General features: G+C 61.9%; 17 protein-coding genes. 8 read left to right on the top strand and 9 right to left on the bottom strand.

Features of this window, described 5'->3' with window-relative positions:
- Nucleotides 1-15: 15 nt before the first annotated feature.
- The 3 genes from NKF27_RS08750 to NKF27_RS21160 form a co-directional block, all read right to left on the bottom strand.
- Complete coding sequence (locus NKF27_RS08750) at nt 16-945, bottom strand: SIS domain-containing protein (protein ID WP_253556104.1); 930 nt, start codon at nt 943-945, stop codon at nt 16-18.
- 89 nt (nt 946-1,034) lie between these two features.
- Nucleotides 1,035-2,417, bottom strand: a complete 1,383-nt coding sequence (locus NKF27_RS08745) for an MBL fold metallo-hydrolase (RefSeq protein ID WP_253556103.1) — start codon at nt 2,415-2,417, stop codon at nt 1,035-1,037.
- A 13-nt stretch (nt 2,418-2,430) separates the two neighbouring features.
- Complete coding sequence (locus tag NKF27_RS21160) at nt 2,431-2,901, bottom strand: prepilin-type N-terminal cleavage/methylation domain-containing protein (protein WP_301271185.1); 471 nt, start codon at nt 2,899-2,901, stop codon at nt 2,431-2,433.
- A gap of 322 nt (nt 2,902-3,223) precedes the next feature.
- On the opposite strand from NKF27_RS21160, the gene pilB reads away from it, so the two are divergent.
- A complete protein-coding gene (gene pilB, locus NKF27_RS08735; protein WP_253556102.1) occupies nt 3,224-5,083 on the top strand; it encodes a type IV-A pilus assembly ATPase PilB in 1,860 nt (619 codons plus the stop codon).
- A gap of 397 nt (nt 5,084-5,480) precedes the next feature.
- Nucleotides 5,481-6,581 carry a type II secretion system F family protein gene (locus NKF27_RS08730; RefSeq protein WP_253556101.1) on the top strand — a complete coding sequence of 367 codons (1,101 nt, stop codon included), beginning with the start codon at nt 5,481-5,483 and terminating at the stop codon, nt 6,579-6,581.
- A gap of 90 nt (nt 6,582-6,671) precedes the next feature.
- On the opposite strand, the gene NKF27_RS08725 is transcribed toward NKF27_RS08730, so the two are convergent.
- Both NKF27_RS08725 and NKF27_RS08720 read right to left on the bottom strand, forming a co-directional pair.
- A complete protein-coding gene (locus NKF27_RS08725) occupies nt 6,672-7,190 on the bottom strand; it encodes a L,D-transpeptidase (RefSeq protein WP_253556100.1) in 519 nt (172 codons plus the stop codon).
- Nucleotides 7,191-7,211: 21 nt separating this feature from the next.
- Nucleotides 7,212-7,892, bottom strand: a complete 681-nt coding sequence (locus NKF27_RS08720) for a TetR/AcrR family transcriptional regulator (RefSeq protein WP_108447770.1) — start codon at nt 7,890-7,892, stop codon at nt 7,212-7,214.
- 319 nt (nt 7,893-8,211) lie between these two features.
- Between NKF27_RS08720 and lexA the strand changes: the two genes are divergently transcribed.
- On the top strand, nt 8,212-8,877 hold the full coding sequence (gene lexA / locus NKF27_RS08715) for a transcriptional repressor LexA (RefSeq protein ID WP_253556099.1): 666 nt from the start codon (nt 8,212-8,214) through the stop codon (nt 8,875-8,877).
- Nucleotides 8,878-8,917: 40 nt separating this feature from the next.
- Nucleotides 8,918-9,976, top strand: coding sequence for a DNA polymerase IV (gene dinB / locus NKF27_RS08710; RefSeq protein ID WP_253556098.1), 1,059 nt, complete (start codon nt 8,918-8,920; stop codon nt 9,974-9,976).
- On the opposite strand, the gene NKF27_RS08705 is transcribed toward dinB, so the two are convergent.
- Together NKF27_RS08705 and NKF27_RS08700 are read right to left on the bottom strand one after the other, a co-directional pair.
- Complete coding sequence (locus tag NKF27_RS08705) at nt 9,962-10,363, bottom strand: hypothetical protein (RefSeq protein ID WP_253556097.1); 402 nt, start codon at nt 10,361-10,363, stop codon at nt 9,962-9,964. The two genes, dinB and NKF27_RS08705, sit on opposite strands and share 15 nt — an antisense overlap.
- Before the next feature lie 175 nt (nt 10,364-10,538).
- On the bottom strand, nt 10,539-10,841 hold the full coding sequence (locus NKF27_RS08700) for a succinate dehydrogenase assembly factor 2 (protein ID WP_253556096.1): 303 nt from the start codon (nt 10,839-10,841) through the stop codon (nt 10,539-10,541).
- Nucleotides 10,842-11,079: 238 nt separating this feature from the next.
- Between NKF27_RS08700 and NKF27_RS08695 the strand changes: the two genes are divergently transcribed.
- From NKF27_RS08695 to lapB, 3 genes are read left to right on the top strand one after another with little or no spacing between them, the layout of a single operon-like run.
- The gene (locus NKF27_RS08695) at nt 11,080-11,376 is read left to right on the top strand and encodes an integration host factor subunit beta (protein ID WP_045994571.1); all 297 of its coding nucleotides are present in this window, start codon (nt 11,080-11,082) and stop codon (nt 11,374-11,376) included.
- A 54-nt stretch (nt 11,377-11,430) separates the two neighbouring features.
- The gene (locus NKF27_RS08690) at nt 11,431-11,736 is read left to right on the top strand and encodes a lipopolysaccharide assembly LapA domain-containing protein (RefSeq protein WP_253556095.1); all 306 of its coding nucleotides are present in this window, start codon (nt 11,431-11,433) and stop codon (nt 11,734-11,736) included.
- On the top strand, nt 11,737-12,915 hold the full coding sequence (gene lapB / locus NKF27_RS08685; protein ID WP_253556094.1) for a lipopolysaccharide assembly protein LapB: 1,179 nt from the start codon (nt 11,737-11,739) through the stop codon (nt 12,913-12,915).
- A 3-nt stretch (nt 12,916-12,918) separates the two neighbouring features.
- Here lapB and pyrF read toward each other — a convergent pair whose 3' ends face one another.
- A complete protein-coding gene (gene pyrF, locus NKF27_RS08680) occupies nt 12,919-13,620 on the bottom strand; it encodes an orotidine-5'-phosphate decarboxylase (protein WP_253556093.1) in 702 nt (233 codons plus the stop codon).
- Nucleotides 13,621-13,936: 316 nt separating this feature from the next.
- Between pyrF and NKF27_RS08675 the strand changes: the two genes are divergently transcribed.
- On the top strand, nt 13,937-14,296 hold the full coding sequence (locus NKF27_RS08675; protein ID WP_367399259.1) for a ComEA family DNA-binding protein: 360 nt from the start codon (nt 13,937-13,939) through the stop codon (nt 14,294-14,296).
- Between the two features lie 118 nt (nt 14,297-14,414).
- Here NKF27_RS08675 and NKF27_RS08670 read toward each other — a convergent pair whose 3' ends face one another.
- The gene (locus NKF27_RS08670; RefSeq protein WP_253556091.1) at nt 14,415-15,425 is read right to left on the bottom strand and encodes an Rpn family recombination-promoting nuclease/putative transposase; all 1,011 of its coding nucleotides are present in this window, start codon (nt 15,423-15,425) and stop codon (nt 14,415-14,417) included.
- Nucleotides 15,426-15,442: the final 17 nt, after the last annotated feature.

The raw sequence follows: 15,442 nt of genomic DNA, 5'->3' as shown, positions 1-15,442 counted from the left end.
TGTCGACATTAACAGTCAAAATATCTCTAAAACACCGACAACATCACCATCGACATTCTTGACTAGCAGTGCCTTTATCTTATGAGAATGCATAAGCTCTTCCGCTTCAGCAATAAGCGCTTCTTCATGAATAGAGTGTGGCTTCTCAGTCATTAGGTCTTTTGCTTTTGAACATTCCCAACCCAAGTTTGAAAGGAGCCCACGTCGTATATCACCATCAGTGATTAGGCCGTGAAGCACTCCATCATCGATGACTGCTACCATACCGATGCGCCCTGTAGTCATCGCAATAAGACATTCCTGCAGCGAGGTCTCTTGGGAAACAGAAGGCACGGCCCGATGCATTTCATCCTTGACTCGTGTCAGCAGCTTTCTCCCTAAACTCCCACCTGGGTGATACCTGGCAAAATCAAGCGGCTGAAAGCCCCTGGCCTGAATCAGCGCAACTGCTAGCGCATCGCCCATTGCCATCGTCGCTAACGTTGAAGTCGTTGGCGCCAGGTTATTGGGGCAAACCTCACGCTCCACTCCCACATCCAGGAAGATCTCTGAATGCTGGGAAAGCGAAGATTTTTCTTCTCCGGTCATCGCGATGATTCGATTCCCGAAAGATTCCAAACTAGGAATCAATCGTAGTACTTCCTCTGTTTCCCCACTATAGGACAGTAGAATCACTAGGTCATGGGGGGTGATCATCCCAAGATCACCATGAAAAGCCTCGCCAGGATGCATAAAGAAACTAGGCGTGCCGGTGGAAGCAAAAGTCGCTGCCATTTTTTTTCCAATTATCCCCGACTTTCCCATTCCGGAGATAATCACTCTACCTTTGCACTCGAGAATGGCTTCCACAGCCTCTTCAAATTGGCCATCAAGCTTCTTAGCCATCTGCTCGATCGCTAAAGACTGGGCTACCAACGATTGTTTTGCAATACTGATATGTTTCATTGATCGAGCTTTCCTTTTTTCACTTCTCCTCAAGCTGTGCTCGAGGCTTTAACACATAATGTTCTTTCAATAACGCCATATAATAGACTTTATTGAACGTCATATACTGTATCGAGTTTCATTAGCATGCTGCCAAGGGTTGCTTTCCCCGAAGCATTGCCGTGAACCAAGTTAATTCTTTCAATCACCGCGTTGCTACTTCGCACGAAGCTCATTAAATCCGCTTGATCTGCATGGGCAGAAAACCCTGAAATCGTCTCAACCTTGGCGACAACAGGCACTTGATCACCGTCCAATGAGACCTGATTCCCGCGTCTAGCACACTGAATCTGGCGACCGGGAGTCCCTTCCCCCTGGTACCCGACAAACAATACGGTGTGGCGAGAATCGGGAAGAAGGCGCTTCAGATAGTTGACAACCCTGCCCCCAGTCACCATGCCGCTGGCGGCGATGACGATGGCCCAGGTGTTGGTGGTGGCGAGGTGCTCAACCATGGCGAGGTGGTCGTCGTGGCTGTCAACGGTGATGAGGCCATCGAAGCTGAGGGGGTGGCGGCCTTGATCGAGCCGAGCCTTGGCTTCGCTGTCCCACCAGGGCTTGAGGTCTCGGTATACTTCGGTGAAGCGGGCAGCTAGCGGGGAATCGACAATGATCAGGGGGCGCTCGCCTTTTTCTCCTTCCTGTCGCTCGTGCAGAAGGGTCTCGATTTCGTAGAGCAGCTCCTGGGTGCGGCCGATGCTGAAGGCTGGAATGACCACGCTACCGCCCTCGCGCTGTGCACGATAAATCGTTTCCTTGAGCTGTGCGCGCCGCGTCCTGCGACCTTCATGCCTCCTGTCGCCGTAGGTGCTCTCAAGCACCAGTACGTCGGCCCGCTCCAGCGGAGTGGGATCCGGCAACAGCGGAGTACCGGGCGGCCCCAGGTCCCCCGAGAAGACGTAGCGATTATCCAGACAGGCGCGCTGGTCCTCAACATCAATTTCGACGTATGCAGAACCGAGTATATGCCCCGCGTTCTGTAGACGCACCTTGACCTTGTGACGCGCATCGTCTAGCAAGCTTTTCCAAGTGCCATAAGGACTTGGCTCAAGATGCATCTCGACTCTATCAAGAAATCGTTCGATCAGCCTGCGATCACGGGTAAAACCAATCTTGAGGGCATCCTCGATCACCAGCGGCAGCAGCCGGGCGCTCGGCGGGGTACAGATGATGGGGCCTTCGAACCCAGCCGCCATCAGGTAGGGCAGACGACCGATGTGATCGATATGGACATGGGTCACCACCAGGGCGATGACATCGTCGATCGGGAATTCGATCTGGTGGCGCTCGAAGCTGGACCGGCCTTTCAGGTCGCCTCCTTGAAACAGCCCGCAGTCGATCAGGATGGCGTGGTCGGGAGAGATCTGAAGCCGATGGCAGCTGCCGGTGACGCCGTCGGCGCCACCGTGGTGCACTATCTTCGGGAAGGCCAAGCGTTTAACTCAGTTATGGTGTACCAGAGCCACTGTCATCATCGCTTGAGTTACTAGCAATATTATCAAGATCCACCAACTTAGGTATTTCCAACTTCACTGGCACACTTTCGTCAGCATAGCTATCGTTTGCAGGCTGTGCTTCGAGAGAGCCCTCTGTGTCTGCATCAGGTGCATCGTAGGCCACTTTCGACCCGTCGCATGCACTCCAAGTGTATTCGTTCTCCAACTCACCAGCATTTTTGTCCGCCACACCGATCACACCGCTAATCGACAACGCCGTCCTCGCAGCTGCCAGCTCTTCCTTGCAGGCATTGACCGCGGCGCGCTTCTGAAAATTGGTGTACTGCGGTATGGCGATGGCGGACAGCAACCCGATGATCGCCACCACCACCAACAGCTCTATCAGGGTAAAACCGCCCTGCCCTGCTGGTGTCACGGTGCCGTTCTTCTCTGCGTGACTGATGCTACTGATGCCTTCCATGTCTACTGCTCCCTGTTGGCTTCTTTTCATTTGCACGATGAGGTGCTGACTAAACGGTCGAACGAGGTGGAATGAGAAACGCTGAGCCAGCGATCGCGCCCTGTCTCGCCGCCCTTTCGACATCTAAGGCATCTTACGCGGCGCTGCGGGCGCCTCTGAGGGCTATACGACCAAACCTTGACCGGTGACGGGTTTACGGGACAAAACCGTCTCCGCGGCCTCTATGGGCGTTCTGTCGCGGGGTAGACTGGCGGCTAGATCCAAAGTGTCACCGACGGGAGCTATCGAGCCGACCGTGAGGCTCGCTTCCAGGGAGGGTGCAGTGCAGTTTGATCAGGGGTTCGGAAACGGCTCGCCGCAGCGTCCAAACAGTGGATTGGCCCAACGACTGGTGTCACAAGGATTATTGAGCCCTCCGGCGGCGCTGCGGGCTGAACAGGAGGCCCAGGACAGCAACAGCACGCTATTGCGCTACCTGGTGGAGCATGAGCTGGTCAGCGTCGGGCCAGCGACTCAAGCAGCGGCAGAAGAATACGACCTGCCATTTGTCGATTTACGGGAGCTGGAACCGAGCGAACTGCCGGCGCTCTCTTACTTCCCCGAAGCCCTGCTACGCGAGCATTCGGTGCTGCCGCTCAGCCTCGATGATCATCAATTGCATGTGGCGGTACCCTACCCTTCTACTCTTGCTCGCCTGGGTGAACTGCAGTTCGTCACCGGCAAGAGCTTGAAGCCGGCTCTGGCGCCACTGGATCAGATCCGAATGCTGCTCGACACCTACCTAGGTGCCGATCGCCCCGATGATGGCGCCATCGCCGTCGCTCTGGGCGCGCTTGGTGCCTCAGGCGCGAACACTGCGGGCGCCGACGAGCGGACGGGGAAGATGCATCCGTCACGGCAGTCGGATCTGGCTTCTGGCCAGGGCGTGGCTTTCGACACTGAACAGGATGCAGATCTAGACGAGGAGCTCCATGCCGGGCTGGGTTCCGGGCTCAGCTCCAGCCTGAACGACCAGGCCGATGACGCGCCGGTGGTGAAGTTCGTCAACACCATCCTGCGTGACGCGGTCAGAAAGCGTGCCTCGGACATCCACTTCGAGCCCTTCGAGGAGTCTTTTCGAGTGCGCTTTCGCATCGATGGCCTGCTCCACGAGGTGGCCCAGCCACCGCTTAATCTGCGCGGGCGCATCGCCTCGCGCCTCAAGGTGATGGCGCGGATGGACATCTCGGAACGCCGCCTGCCCCAGGACGGCACCATCAAGGTCCAGCTCGACGATGGCGAGGACATCGACTTCAGGGTCAACTCGCTGCCTACCGTCTATGGCGAGAAGATCGTGCTCAGACTGCTGGGCTCCAGGTCGGCACGCCTGGGTATCGAGCAGCTCGGCTTTTCACCGGAACAGCGCCGGCTGTTCGAGACCGCCCTGGCAAATCCCCAGGGAATGATTCTGGTCACCGGTCCCACCGGCAGCGGCAAGACAGTGACGCTGTACACCGGCATCCACCAGCTCAACGCCGTCGAGCGCAATATCTGTACCGCCGAGGATCCGGTGGAGATCAAGCTGCCGGGCATCAACCAGGTCAACGTGGCGCCGCGCATCGGCCTGGATTTCGCCAATGCGCTGCGCGCCTTTCTGCGCCAGGACCCAGACGTGGTGATGGTTGGCGAGGTGCGCGACCGAGAAACCGCCGAGATCGCGATCAAGGCTGCCCAGACCGGCCACCTGGTGCTGTCCACGCTGCACACCAATTCCGCCGCCGACACCCTGTCGCGGCTGGCGAACATGGGCATCGAAGCCTTCAACATCGCCAGCGCCGTCAGCTTGATCGTTGCCCAACGCCTGGCCAGGCGCCTGTGCAGTCTGTGTCGATCTCCCGTCACCCTTCCCACCGAGGTGCTCATGCAACAGGGTCTAACTCAGGCCGAGGCCGACACCGCCCAGCTTTACGAGGCCGTGGGCTGTCGTCACTGCACCCAGGGCTACAAGGGGCGGGTCGGGCTTTTCGAGGTGGTGTCTGTGGACCAACGCATGCGCCGGTTGATTCTGGAAGGGGGCAGCGCCGATGACTTCGACGCCCTGGCCCGAGCCCAGGGCTACCCTAACCTTCGTCGCAGCGGCCTTGATCGGGTGCTCGAAGGCGTGACCAGCCTGGCCGAGGTCTGCCGCATCACCGCCGCTTGAGGCCGCCGCCCTTCCCTCCACCATTTGAGTCCACCGACACGTGCCCTTTCGTCATCGTTCGCCTTCGAAGGCTCCGCCTGCCTCTTCGTCCCTGTCGTCGTCCTCGCCGGCCTCTCCTCCTAGGCCCCCCGGGCAGGTGGGTGGCTACACGCCCGACGCGACGCAGGGGGAAACAACCTCTTCTGCCTCCAGCGGATCAGGGCCCTACGCTGGCCACAGCCACCTTTCTGCCGGATCAAACGGGTCAAGCGGGTCACGCGACCACCTGCGCAGCGCACGCCGTTCCGCCCCCCCGCATCCGCGCCAGAGGTGCTGGCACTGGAAAGGCGAGGATCGCCAGGGCCAGCGGCGCAGCGGGGTACTGCTGGCAACTGGCCGTCCCGAGGCCCAGCGCCAGTTGCATCAGCTTGGTGTTGTTCCGCGCAAGCTGCGCCAGGGCGGCACGCTTGCGCGCTTCGAACGCCAGATATCGCCCCGGGATCTCACCCTGTTCTCGCGCCAGCTGGCGACTCTGCTGACCGCCGGCGTGCCTTTGCTGCAGGCCTTTAACGTGCTGGGCGAAAGCCTTTCAAAGCCAGCCATGCGGCTAGTCGTTCAGGCGCTGGGCATGGACGTCAGCGCCGGGGCTAGCCTGGCCCAGTCACTGGCCCGCCACCCGCTTACCTTCGATGCGCTTTACGTCAACCTGGTCGCCGCCGGTGAGCAGTCGGGTACGCTGGAACGCATGCTCGAGCGCCTTGCCGGTCATCTGGAAAAGCGCGAGCGATTAAAGGCGCGGGTGCGCAAGGCGCTGTGGTATCCCTCGACAGTGGTGGCGGTGGGTATCGCGGTCAGCGCGATCCTGCTGATCAAGGTGGTGCCCCAGTTCGAGCAGATGTTTGAGGGCGTCGGGGCGAGCCTGCCCCCGCTGACACGCCTGACCATCGAGCTTTCGGAGTTCGCCCAGCAATGGTGGCTGGTGCTGCTGGGAAGCGCAGGCGCAATGGCTGGTGCAGCGAAGTGGTGGATCAAGCGCTCGGCCAGGGCGCGCTTCGGCGCTCACGGCCTGGCGCTAAGGCTACCCGTGGTTGGGACGATCCTGGAAAACGCCTCGGTGGCACGCTTCTGTCGCACCCTGGCCACCGCCTTCGCCGCGGGCGTGCCGCTGGTGGAGGCGCTGAAGACCGCCGCCGGCGCCTGCGGCAATGATGTCTACCGCCAGGCGGTGGCGGCAGTACAGAGCGAGGTCGCCAGTGGCCAGCGACTCCACCTGGCGATGCGGGGGACGAGACGCTTCCCGACGCTGGCGCTGCAGATGGTAGCCATCGGCGAGGAAGCCGGTGCCCTGGACAGCATGTTGACGCGAGTAGCAGACCACTTTGAGCGCGAGGTGGACGATCGCGTCGACACCCTGACCAGCCTGCTGGAGCCGCTGATCATCGTGGTGCTGGGCGTGGTGGTGGGTGGCCTGGTGCTGGCGATGTATCTGCCCATCTTCCAATTGGGTAACGTCATCTGACCAAGCCCTGAGCTGACGAGCGCGTCTCTCAGTGATACCTGCATCGAGGTCAGGATAGGCTCGCTAGGCCGGCGCGATCCGTCGGCGCGCTTAGTCGTGCAGCCACACCGGCGTGCCGGGCGTCGCTTCGTCGAACAGCCGCAACAGGTCGTCGTCACGCAGGCGAATACAGCCATGGGAGTCGGCCACCCCCATGGGCTTGTCCGGCGGGGTGCCGTGAAAGTAGATATAGCGGCGCTGGGAATCGACGTCGCCGCCTCGATTGGAGCCCGGCTCCAGACCGCTGAGCCAGAGGATTCTGGTCAGGATCCAGTCGCGCTCTGGCTGGGCCTGGCCTAGCGCCTCGCTGTAGACCTCACCGGTGGGACGACGGCCACGAAAGACGCAGCCCACAGGCTGCCCGTCACCGATGGCCGCACGGATCTGGTGCCAGCCCAGCGGGGTCTGGCCGCTACCCTCTTGCTGGCCGGTACCGGCAGCACCGGTGGACACCAGGCATTGCCAGGCGAGGTCTTCACCCCGCCATAGCGTCAGCTGCTGGCGGGCGGTGTCGACCTCCACCCACACGCCCTCGCTGGGGGGAAGCGCTGCCAGTTGTGGGGTTCGCATGACCCTGACTCCCTTCTCGGCTTATGCAGTTGGCTCGCGCGTCGCCGCTGGCATCGTCGGCGCCGGCTCCGGCAGTGGCGCCTTCAGCGCCGATACCACCACCGGCATCATGCGACGCACCAGGTCGCGCACCGAGACGTGCTCGTCGTAGTCCTTCTCGGCGATGTCGCGCAGGGCATCGAGCCCTGACAGAGTAAAGATCACGGTGCCCAGCGCAAAGTGCAGACGCCAGAATCGCTCGGAGTCCGGCAACTCCGGCGTTGCCTTGCGCACCAACGCCACGAAACGGGTGAACACGGTGCCGTACTGGTCCTGAATATAGCGACGCAGATGCCCCTGGGCCTGACTGTAGGCCAGCCCCAGCAGGCGCATGAACACCTTGAGGCTGTGCCGCTCGGCCGGTACCTCGAGCACGGTGCGGGCCATGGTCTCGAGCAGCACCTCCAGCGGAATCACGCGATCGCCGTAGCCGCGCTCGAGCTCATCGATAGCGGCATGGAAGCGATCGGAGAAGGGATCCAGGTAGCGGGAGAACACCGCCTGGATCAGCGCCTTCTTGGAGCCAAAGTGGTAGTTGACGGCGGCCAGGTTGACCTTGGCCTTGCCGGTAATGTTACGCAGCGACGTTTCCGCGAAGCCGCGTTCGGCGAAAAGCACCTCGGCGGTGTCCAGGATGCGCGTCACGGTATCGGTCTGGGCCATTCGCGGGCTCCGTCCAGTCTTGTCAAGGGCAGTTGGAAACAATTGTTTGAATACTGGCTTGAGTGTAAGGGAGCCGCCCTTCTCGCACAATCAACCCTGGCTACACCCTGTTTCAAACGAATGCATCAGGCGACTCTCCCGCTACCCCCCGCTACGTAGTGCCCTGACATACTTTCCTCGATCTCTCGCGATTTTACTGGATGTACATCCATACTGTACACTTCACCAAGGGCGAGCATTGACGCCCCCAGCACTGGCACGCGCCGGCAGCAAGCCGCCGCCAAGCCACCCTGTTCCATCGCCGCCCGTGGGAGGCCGCATGACACGTCCCCTGACCCCTCGCCAGCAAAACGTCTATGACTTTATCGTCAAGACCATGAACGAGCTGGGGTACCCGCCCACCCGCGCGGAGATTTCACGCGCCCTTGGCTTTCGCTCCCCCAATGCTGCCGAAGAGCACCTTCGGGCGCTCGAGCGCAAGGGCGCGATTCGCGTAATTCGCGGCACCTCTCGCGGCATCCGCCTGCCGGCTCAGGAGGCAGACTCCGGCGCCGCCAACGAGTCGCCCCAGGAAGCCAGTCCCTCGCAGGGCCTGCCGATCATCGGCGAGGTCGCCGCCGGCAGCCCGATCCTCGCCGCCGAGCACATCGACCGCTACTGCCCGCTGCCGCCGGACTACTTCACCCCCCGCGCAGACTACCTGCTGCGCGTACGCGGGCTGTCGATGAAGGACGTCGGCATCCTGGAAGGTGACCTGCTGGCGGTGCATCGCACCGAGCGCATCCGCAACGGCCAGATCGTGGTAGCACGCCTGGAGGATGAGGTGACGGTCAAGCGCTTCCAGCGTGACGGCCATCAGGTCACGCTGGAGGCCGAGAACGCCGACTTCGCGCCCATCACCCTGGACCTGCGCCGCGACAGTCTGGATATCGAGGGCGTCGGGGTTGGGGTCATTCGCGGTGGCAACGGCCAGGCCCTGGGCTAGTCGCCGTTTTCACCGACGTCGTGCCAGCACCTGCCCGCCCATGCCAGCACCCGTACGCAAGATTCTGCATGCCGACTGCGACTGCTTCTACGCCGCGGTCGAGATGCGCGACAACCCTGCCCTGCGGGACATTCCGCTGGCGGTGGGCGGCGCGCGCAAGGGCCGCGGCGTCATCACCACCTGCAACTATCCGGCGCGCAAGTTCGGCATCCATTCGGCGATGCCGACCGCGCGAGCTCTGCGCCTGTGCCCGGAACTGACGCTGGTTCCGCCGGACTTCGACAAGTACCGCGAGGTGTCGAGGCAGATTCAGGCGATCTTCCATGAGCTAACACCACTGGTCGAACCGCTGTCGCTGGACGAGGCCTATCTGGACGTCAGCGATGTCGAGGGATTCAAGGGCAGCGCCACCTGGATGGCCCGCTGGCTGAAGGAGGAGTGTCTGGCGCGCACCGGCATCACGGTGTCGGTGGGGGCGGCACCGTCCAAGTTCCTGGCCAAGATCGCCAGCGACTGGGACAAGCCGGATGGGCTGACGGTGATACCACCCGACCAGGTAGAAAGCTTCGTGCTGGCCCTGCCGGTGCGCAAGCTGCACGGCGTGGGGCCCGCCACCGGCGCCCGCCTGGACGCACTGGGCATCACCACCTGCGAGGAGCTGCGGGCACAGCCCATTGACAGACTACTGGACGAGTTCGGCAAATTCGGGCGACGCCTCTACGAACTCGCCCGCGGCATCGACGAGCGTCCGGTCAAGGTGGAGCGCGAACGCAAGTCGATCAGCGTCGAGAGCACCTACGGCCGGGACCTGCCGGACCTGGCCGCAGCCCAGGAGGCGCTGGTCACCCTCTGCGAGAAGTTGAAGGCACGCATCGACCGCAATGGCCGCCCGCCCCTGGCCGGTGTGTTCGTCAAGGTGCGCTTTGACGACTTCACCACCACCACCCTGGAGTCGAAGGGCCTGGAGCCGGATCTGGCCAGCTACCGCCAACTGCTCGACCAGGCCTGGCAACGCGCCCACCGCCCGGTGCGCCTGCTGGGCGTCGGCGTGCGCCTGGTGCCACAGGAAGCCAGGCAGCAGCTGTCATTGCCGTTTTGACGTCTGAGAACCCAACGCCACTGGCATGCCAAGCAGGTAGCGTCTCAGCACGCGGTGCTCTTCGGGTGTGATCGAGTCGGGCCACAGCCAGTGGGTATGCCCCTGCCAGCGCAGGGAGATCAGCCTGGCGCCGACGCTTTCGCAGGACAGCTCGATCTCGCGCCAGTCAGCGTCGTCCGAATAAAGCCTCCCGGACCTGTCCGCAGCTGACGCCAACGGACACCACTGCCAACGCCCAGGCACCGGGGCCCTGGGCTTGCCCCACCAGCGCGCAAGCGCCTGACTCAGGGCGCGCAAAAGGCGTCGCTGCCGACGCTGCCATACGGAAAGACCCGCCTCTTCCGCTTGCTCGTCATCCACGGCGACCAGCGGTGCCACAGATGTCACTGCTGGCTCACTCTCGACCAGGCACCTTAGCTGACCCTGAAACGGATGGCGGTGGGCGTGAATCAGTCTGCTGCAGAGAGCTGCGGTGAGTACAGCCCCCACCGGCGAGGGAGTGGCGCCGGCGACGACCAGAGCGAAAGTCGCCACCAGCGCCCCCTGGAAGAGATGCTGCTGCTCAGAGGCCCCGATTGTGACCGTGACCGCTGGTCTCGGCATAGTCCACGATCATCTGCACGATACGGCGACGGCTGGGCTCTTCCGGCCACTCGCGACGCATCAACCACATGAACAGGTCCTGGTCCTCCTCGGTGATCAGCAGGCGATAGGCGGCCTGGTCGGCCTCGTCGAGTTCATCGTAGCAATGCTCGAGAAACGGCAGCAGCAAGAGGTCCAGCTCCCACATGCCACGGCGGGAGTGCCAGTGCAGGCGCTTGCGCTCGGCCTCGAGGCGGGAGGCCACGGAAGACGGTTGATCCAAGGGGAACCTCGTCAGGGATGGAATGTGTGGCCTCAGTATACCGCAGCACGATCCGCCAGGCAGCCGCCGGCGTATCCTGAAGGTGACCCGGCGCAAGATCATTGCCACGAATGTAGTGCGTTGTTTTCTCAAGACTTGAAAAGTATGCTATCTAAAAACAAGAGGCTGTGACGGATACGGCCTTCGCCACTGGCTTGGCCAGCGCTCAACACCCAGGTGGGACTCACGGAGACAACCGATGACAAAGTCCGAACTGATAGAGCAGATCTCCATGCGGCAGCCGGAGCTGTCGATCAAGGACGTCGAGGCTGCGGTGCGCCTCATTCTGGATGACATCACCGATACCCTCGCCGATGGTGGGCGGGTCGAGATACGGGGTTTTGGCAGTTTCTCTCTGCACTATCGGGAGCCCCGGGTCGGCCGCAACCCGAAGACCGGTGAAGCGGTGGAGCTGGAAGGCAAGTTCGTGCCACACTTCAAGCCCGGAAAGGAGTTGCGCGAACAAGTCGACGCCAGCCGTGCGCTGGGCTACTGAGTTCGCTGACAACCGCTCTCTCCGTTCTCTTTGTCTCACTATGGGAAGTCACACATGCGTTGGCTAAAAAGCCTGATCATGGCCATCATTCTGCTGGCGGTACTGGTCATCGGTATCCTGTTCGCGACCAACAACCAACAGGCCCTGCCGCTGAACCTCATCTGGTTCGAATTGCCCGAGGCCTCCCTGTCGGTGTGGCTGCTGGCCTCCCTGGCTGTCGGTGTGCTGCTTGGCATGCTGGCGATGAGCGGCGTCTACATTCGGCTGCGCGCCCTGCTGACTCGCGCCCAACGCCACAATCAGCAGCAGCGCAAGGAACTCGATCGTCTTCGCGTGCAGGAGATGAAGGAACTTCCCTGAATGCCCGATCTTCTGCTGCTGGGCCTGCTGGTCGTCGCCCTCGCCATTGGCTGGGCGCTCGGCCGGCGGGAGAGTCGACAGCAAGAACGCCCCGCCCCAAGTCTTCACCGCGACTACTTTGTCGGTCTGAACTACCTGCTCAACGATCAGCAGGACCGGGCCATCGAGACCTTCATCTCTGCGTTGGAGGTCAACAGCGATACCATCGAGACCCACGTCACCCTGGGCAACCTGTTTCGCTCTCGCGGTGAGGCCGATCGCGCCGTCAAGATTCACCAGAACCTGCTCGCACGTCCTTTCCTGGACGGCCACCAGGGAGCCTGGGTTCAGCTCGAGCTGTCCCGGGACTTTCTGCAACTGGGTCTGCACGATCGCGCCGAACGGCTGCTGAAGGGGCTGGTCAAGGAAGAAACCCACGCCGAAGTACGCCACCACGCCAAGCGGCTGCTGGTGGACCTGTTCGAGCGCGAGGGCGAATGGCAGCAGGCGATTGACGAGGCCGTCCCCCAGTTGACCCGACGCCATGATGACCTGCGTCGGGCCGCTGCCCACTGGCACTGCGAACTGGCCGAAGAGGCGCGATCATCCAACAGCCACGGCATCGCCAGAAAGCACCTGAAACAGGCGCTTTCCATCGACGAGCGCTGCATCCGTGCCAACCTGATTCAGGCAGAGCTGTGCCACGACACCGGCCAGTACCGTCAAGCGCTCAAGCATCTGGATCGCATTCCCCAGCAGGACGCCGACTTTATCCCGACGTTGCTGGAGCCGCTGGAACGCACCTATCAACTGCTTGATGATGCCGAGGGACTGATCGAGCACCTGCACCGCCTGCTCGAGCTGAACCCCTGTACCAGCGTGATGCTGCTGCTGGCGCAGACGCTGCGTCGGGTGCGCGGTGATGATGAGGAAGCGATCGCACTGATCACCGATCAGCTCAGGAAGGAGCCGAGTCTCGGTGGGGTTGACTACCTGATGGGGCTTTACCAGCGCAGCGAGGCAAGCGAAGGCGATCCCCGTTTCGACCTGCTGCGCCAGCACACCCAGCCGCTGATCAAGGCGCTACCCCGCCACCGCTGCCGGCGCTGCGGCTTCTCCGGTGAACACCTGCACTGGCAGTGCCCCAGATGCAGGAATTGGGGCACCACCAAACCCATCACCGGTATAGAGGGAGAGTAGCGGTCAGCCCTCCTTCAACTCCTTCTCGATCGCCTCGAGCGCGGCCATCGGGTCTTCAGCTTGAGTCACTGGCCTTCCCACCACCAGGTGCGTGCTACCGGCGTCCATGGCCTCGCGTGGGGTCATGATCCGCCGCTGATCGCCGGCCTGGGCAAAGCTTGGGCGAATGCCCGGGGTGACCTTGAGGAAGTCTTCGCCACAGGCGGCCTTGAGACGCGCCGACTCCTGCGCCGAGCACACCACGCCGTCCATCCCGCTGGCCCTGGCCAGACGTGCCAGGTGCTCCACCTGCTCCTCCAGGGCAACCGAAACGTTGGTGGCTGCAAGTTCCTCGGCGGTCATGCTGGTCAGCACCGTCACCGCGATCAGGTGGGTCGCAAGGCCCTGCTTGTCGAGCCGTTCTCGCGCCGCTTCCATCATGCGGGCGCCGCCGCTGGCATGAACATTGACCATCCACACGCCTTGCTCTGCCGCCGCCTGAACGGCAGCCGCCACGGTATTGGGAATATCGTGAAACTTGAGATCGAGGAAGACCTCGAAACCCCGGCCATGCAGCGCTTCGAGCACATTGGGGCCGCTGCGGGTGAACAGCTCCTTGCCGACCTTGAGACGACAGCGCTCGGGGTCCAGTCGATCCGCCATGCACAAGGCAGCGTCCAGGGAGGGGTAGTCGAGTGCGATGATCAAGGGCGATGAGGTAGTCACGGAGGCCTCCGGCACAGTGGGATCGAAAGGCGCACCTGCGGCCTGCATGACGTGAGCCAAGCCGGCCCGGTCGCTACACACCGGATCCGGAGCGCCAAAACGCCGCAGTATATCAGCCCAAGCGACTTCCGCGCGGCCCTCTCGCCTCACTGGAATATCTAATTTCACTGATACTTTTATAAGTAATTTCTTATAACAGGATCCGTTGGTCGGCGCCTAAGGTGAAAGTCGAGACCCAACGGCATCACGTCGAACGGACTCGAAGGGGCAAGCCCCTACGTCATGAAGACGACTTTCAACACCAAGGAGATGTCCGATGCAGACCCACAACGCACAACAGGCTGTTCGCCATCCATCGCTGAACGACAAGTCAAACACCCTCCCCGGGAGCAAGCGGTCCAGACTCTGGGCCATCGCACTACTGGCTCTGACCTGGATGTTGCTGGCCCAGCCGGTCATGGCCGAAGAGCGGCTGAGTATCGAGCCGATCAACGTCAACGAGGCCAGCGTCGAACTGCTGGCGGAACTCCCCGGTATCGGCCCCGGCAAGGCCAAGGCCATCGTCGAAGACCGCCAGGCCAACGGCCCCTTCACCACCATCGAGGACCTGACTCGAGTCAAGGGCATCGGTGACGCCACCGTCGCTCGCCTCAAGGATGAAATCAGCCTGCGCTAGACACCGGCTGCAACCTAGCCCTCCGCCGCGCTGTGCGGCGGAGGGCTTGTGGGCGTGAGGACAACTGAACACCTCAGACAACGGGCTCTCCAGACAACCAAAAGGCCATGACGGGCCATCACCTGGAACGCTCGATTTCCTCTCGCAGCTTGGTGACCAGCTCTACCGAAATCTCGGCCACTTGCGCGATCGTCTGGTCATCCAGCGAGGTCTGCTGAATCATATTGCGGGCTACGTCTTGCCTGCCTTCCTGACGTCCTTCCTGACGTCCTTCCTGACGTCCTTCCTCGCGCCCTTCCTCGCGCCCTTCCTCGCGACCTTCCCGACGGCCCTCCGCCAACCCCTGCTGCTTCCACTGCTCAGGCCACCGCTTGGCTCTTTCTGCCAGCATATTGTGCACCTCGCTCAATTCATTCAGGGCCTGCCATCCGCCCTGTTCATCATTTGACACCCAGTTTGGCAATAGTACTCGCTTGATCCAGATGACGAAGTGTCGACGCAAATCTGTCTGCTCTGGCGTCTGCAACCATTTCACCAGCAATCCGATCAGCTCGACCGCATCTTCGGGACTCCGGTGATGCTCCAGCTGGAAGATGGCCGACACCACATTACGCGCTTCGCTGGAGAACTGCTGGTCGGCAACGAGGGCGCCTTCATCCAATAGCAGAAAGGACAGATCCGGTCGGTATTGCGCCAGGCTGCCGGGCCCTGCCTGAATGAGATCTCGAACGGTGACCGGCGCGCTCCAGCGACGCTCTCCATTATAGAGCACGATAGGCAACACCGGCGGTAGCTTGCCCGACCGAGTCAGCTGTTTCTGCTTGACCAGATCCTGGTAGAGCAGCCCGACGTAGGTCATGGTGCGAAGCGCCATGAAACGATCCACCGTGCTCTGAAATTCCAGCAGCAGGTAGACGTAGCACCACTCATCACCGAAGCGCGCGCGCCAGATGACGTCGTTTTCGCGATCACGAAGGTCATCAGTGACGAAGCTGCCGCTGACCCGCTCCAGCGAGTCGAGGTCCAGCTTCTCGATCCAGTCTTCGCCGATAAAGCCGGTCAGCAGGTCTCGGATCACCCTCGGCTCGCTGAACAACAACTTGTAGCTTTGATCATGCTGCTTTTTCATGGCGCCCTGACCCGGCC

The sequence above is a fragment of the Halomonas sp. DN3 genome (genome assembly GCF_024137905.1).
Classification (GTDB): domain Bacteria; phylum Pseudomonadota; class Gammaproteobacteria; order Pseudomonadales; family Halomonadaceae; genus Halomonas; species Halomonas litopenaei.
Note: the sequence above shows the minus strand (reverse complement) of the source record. Positions and strands in the feature narration are given on the sequence as shown.

Coding starts and splice junctions, on each gene's coding strand:
- NKF27_RS08750 (WP_253556104.1), bottom strand. CDS start 945: ATGAAACATATCAGTATTGCAAAACAATCGTTGGTAGCCCAGTCTTTA.
- NKF27_RS21160 (WP_301271185.1), bottom strand. CDS start 2,901: ATGGAAGGCATCAGTAGCATCAGTCACGCAGAGAAGAACGGCACCGTG.
- NKF27_RS08725 (WP_253556100.1), bottom strand. CDS start 7,190: ATGCGAACCCCACAACTGGCAGCGCTTCCCCCCAGCGAGGGCGTGTGG.
- NKF27_RS08720 (WP_108447770.1), bottom strand. CDS start 7,892: ATGGCCCAGACCGATACCGTGACGCGCATCCTGGACACCGCCGAGGTG.
- lexA (WP_253556099.1), top strand. CDS start 8,212: ATGACACGTCCCCTGACCCCTCGCCAGCAAAACGTCTATGACTTTATC.
- dinB (WP_253556098.1), top strand. CDS start 8,918: ATGCCAGCACCCGTACGCAAGATTCTGCATGCCGACTGCGACTGCTTC.
- NKF27_RS08695 (WP_045994571.1), top strand. CDS start 11,080: ATGACAAAGTCCGAACTGATAGAGCAGATCTCCATGCGGCAGCCGGAG.
- NKF27_RS08690 (WP_253556095.1), top strand. CDS start 11,431: ATGCGTTGGCTAAAAAGCCTGATCATGGCCATCATTCTGCTGGCGGTA.
- lapB (WP_253556094.1), top strand. CDS start 11,737: ATGCCCGATCTTCTGCTGCTGGGCCTGCTGGTCGTCGCCCTCGCCATT.
- NKF27_RS08675 (WP_367399259.1), top strand. CDS start 13,937: ATGCAGACCCACAACGCACAACAGGCTGTTCGCCATCCATCGCTGAAC.
- NKF27_RS08670 (WP_253556091.1), bottom strand. CDS start 15,425: ATGAAAAAGCAGCATGATCAAAGCTACAAGTTGTTGTTCAGCGAGCCG.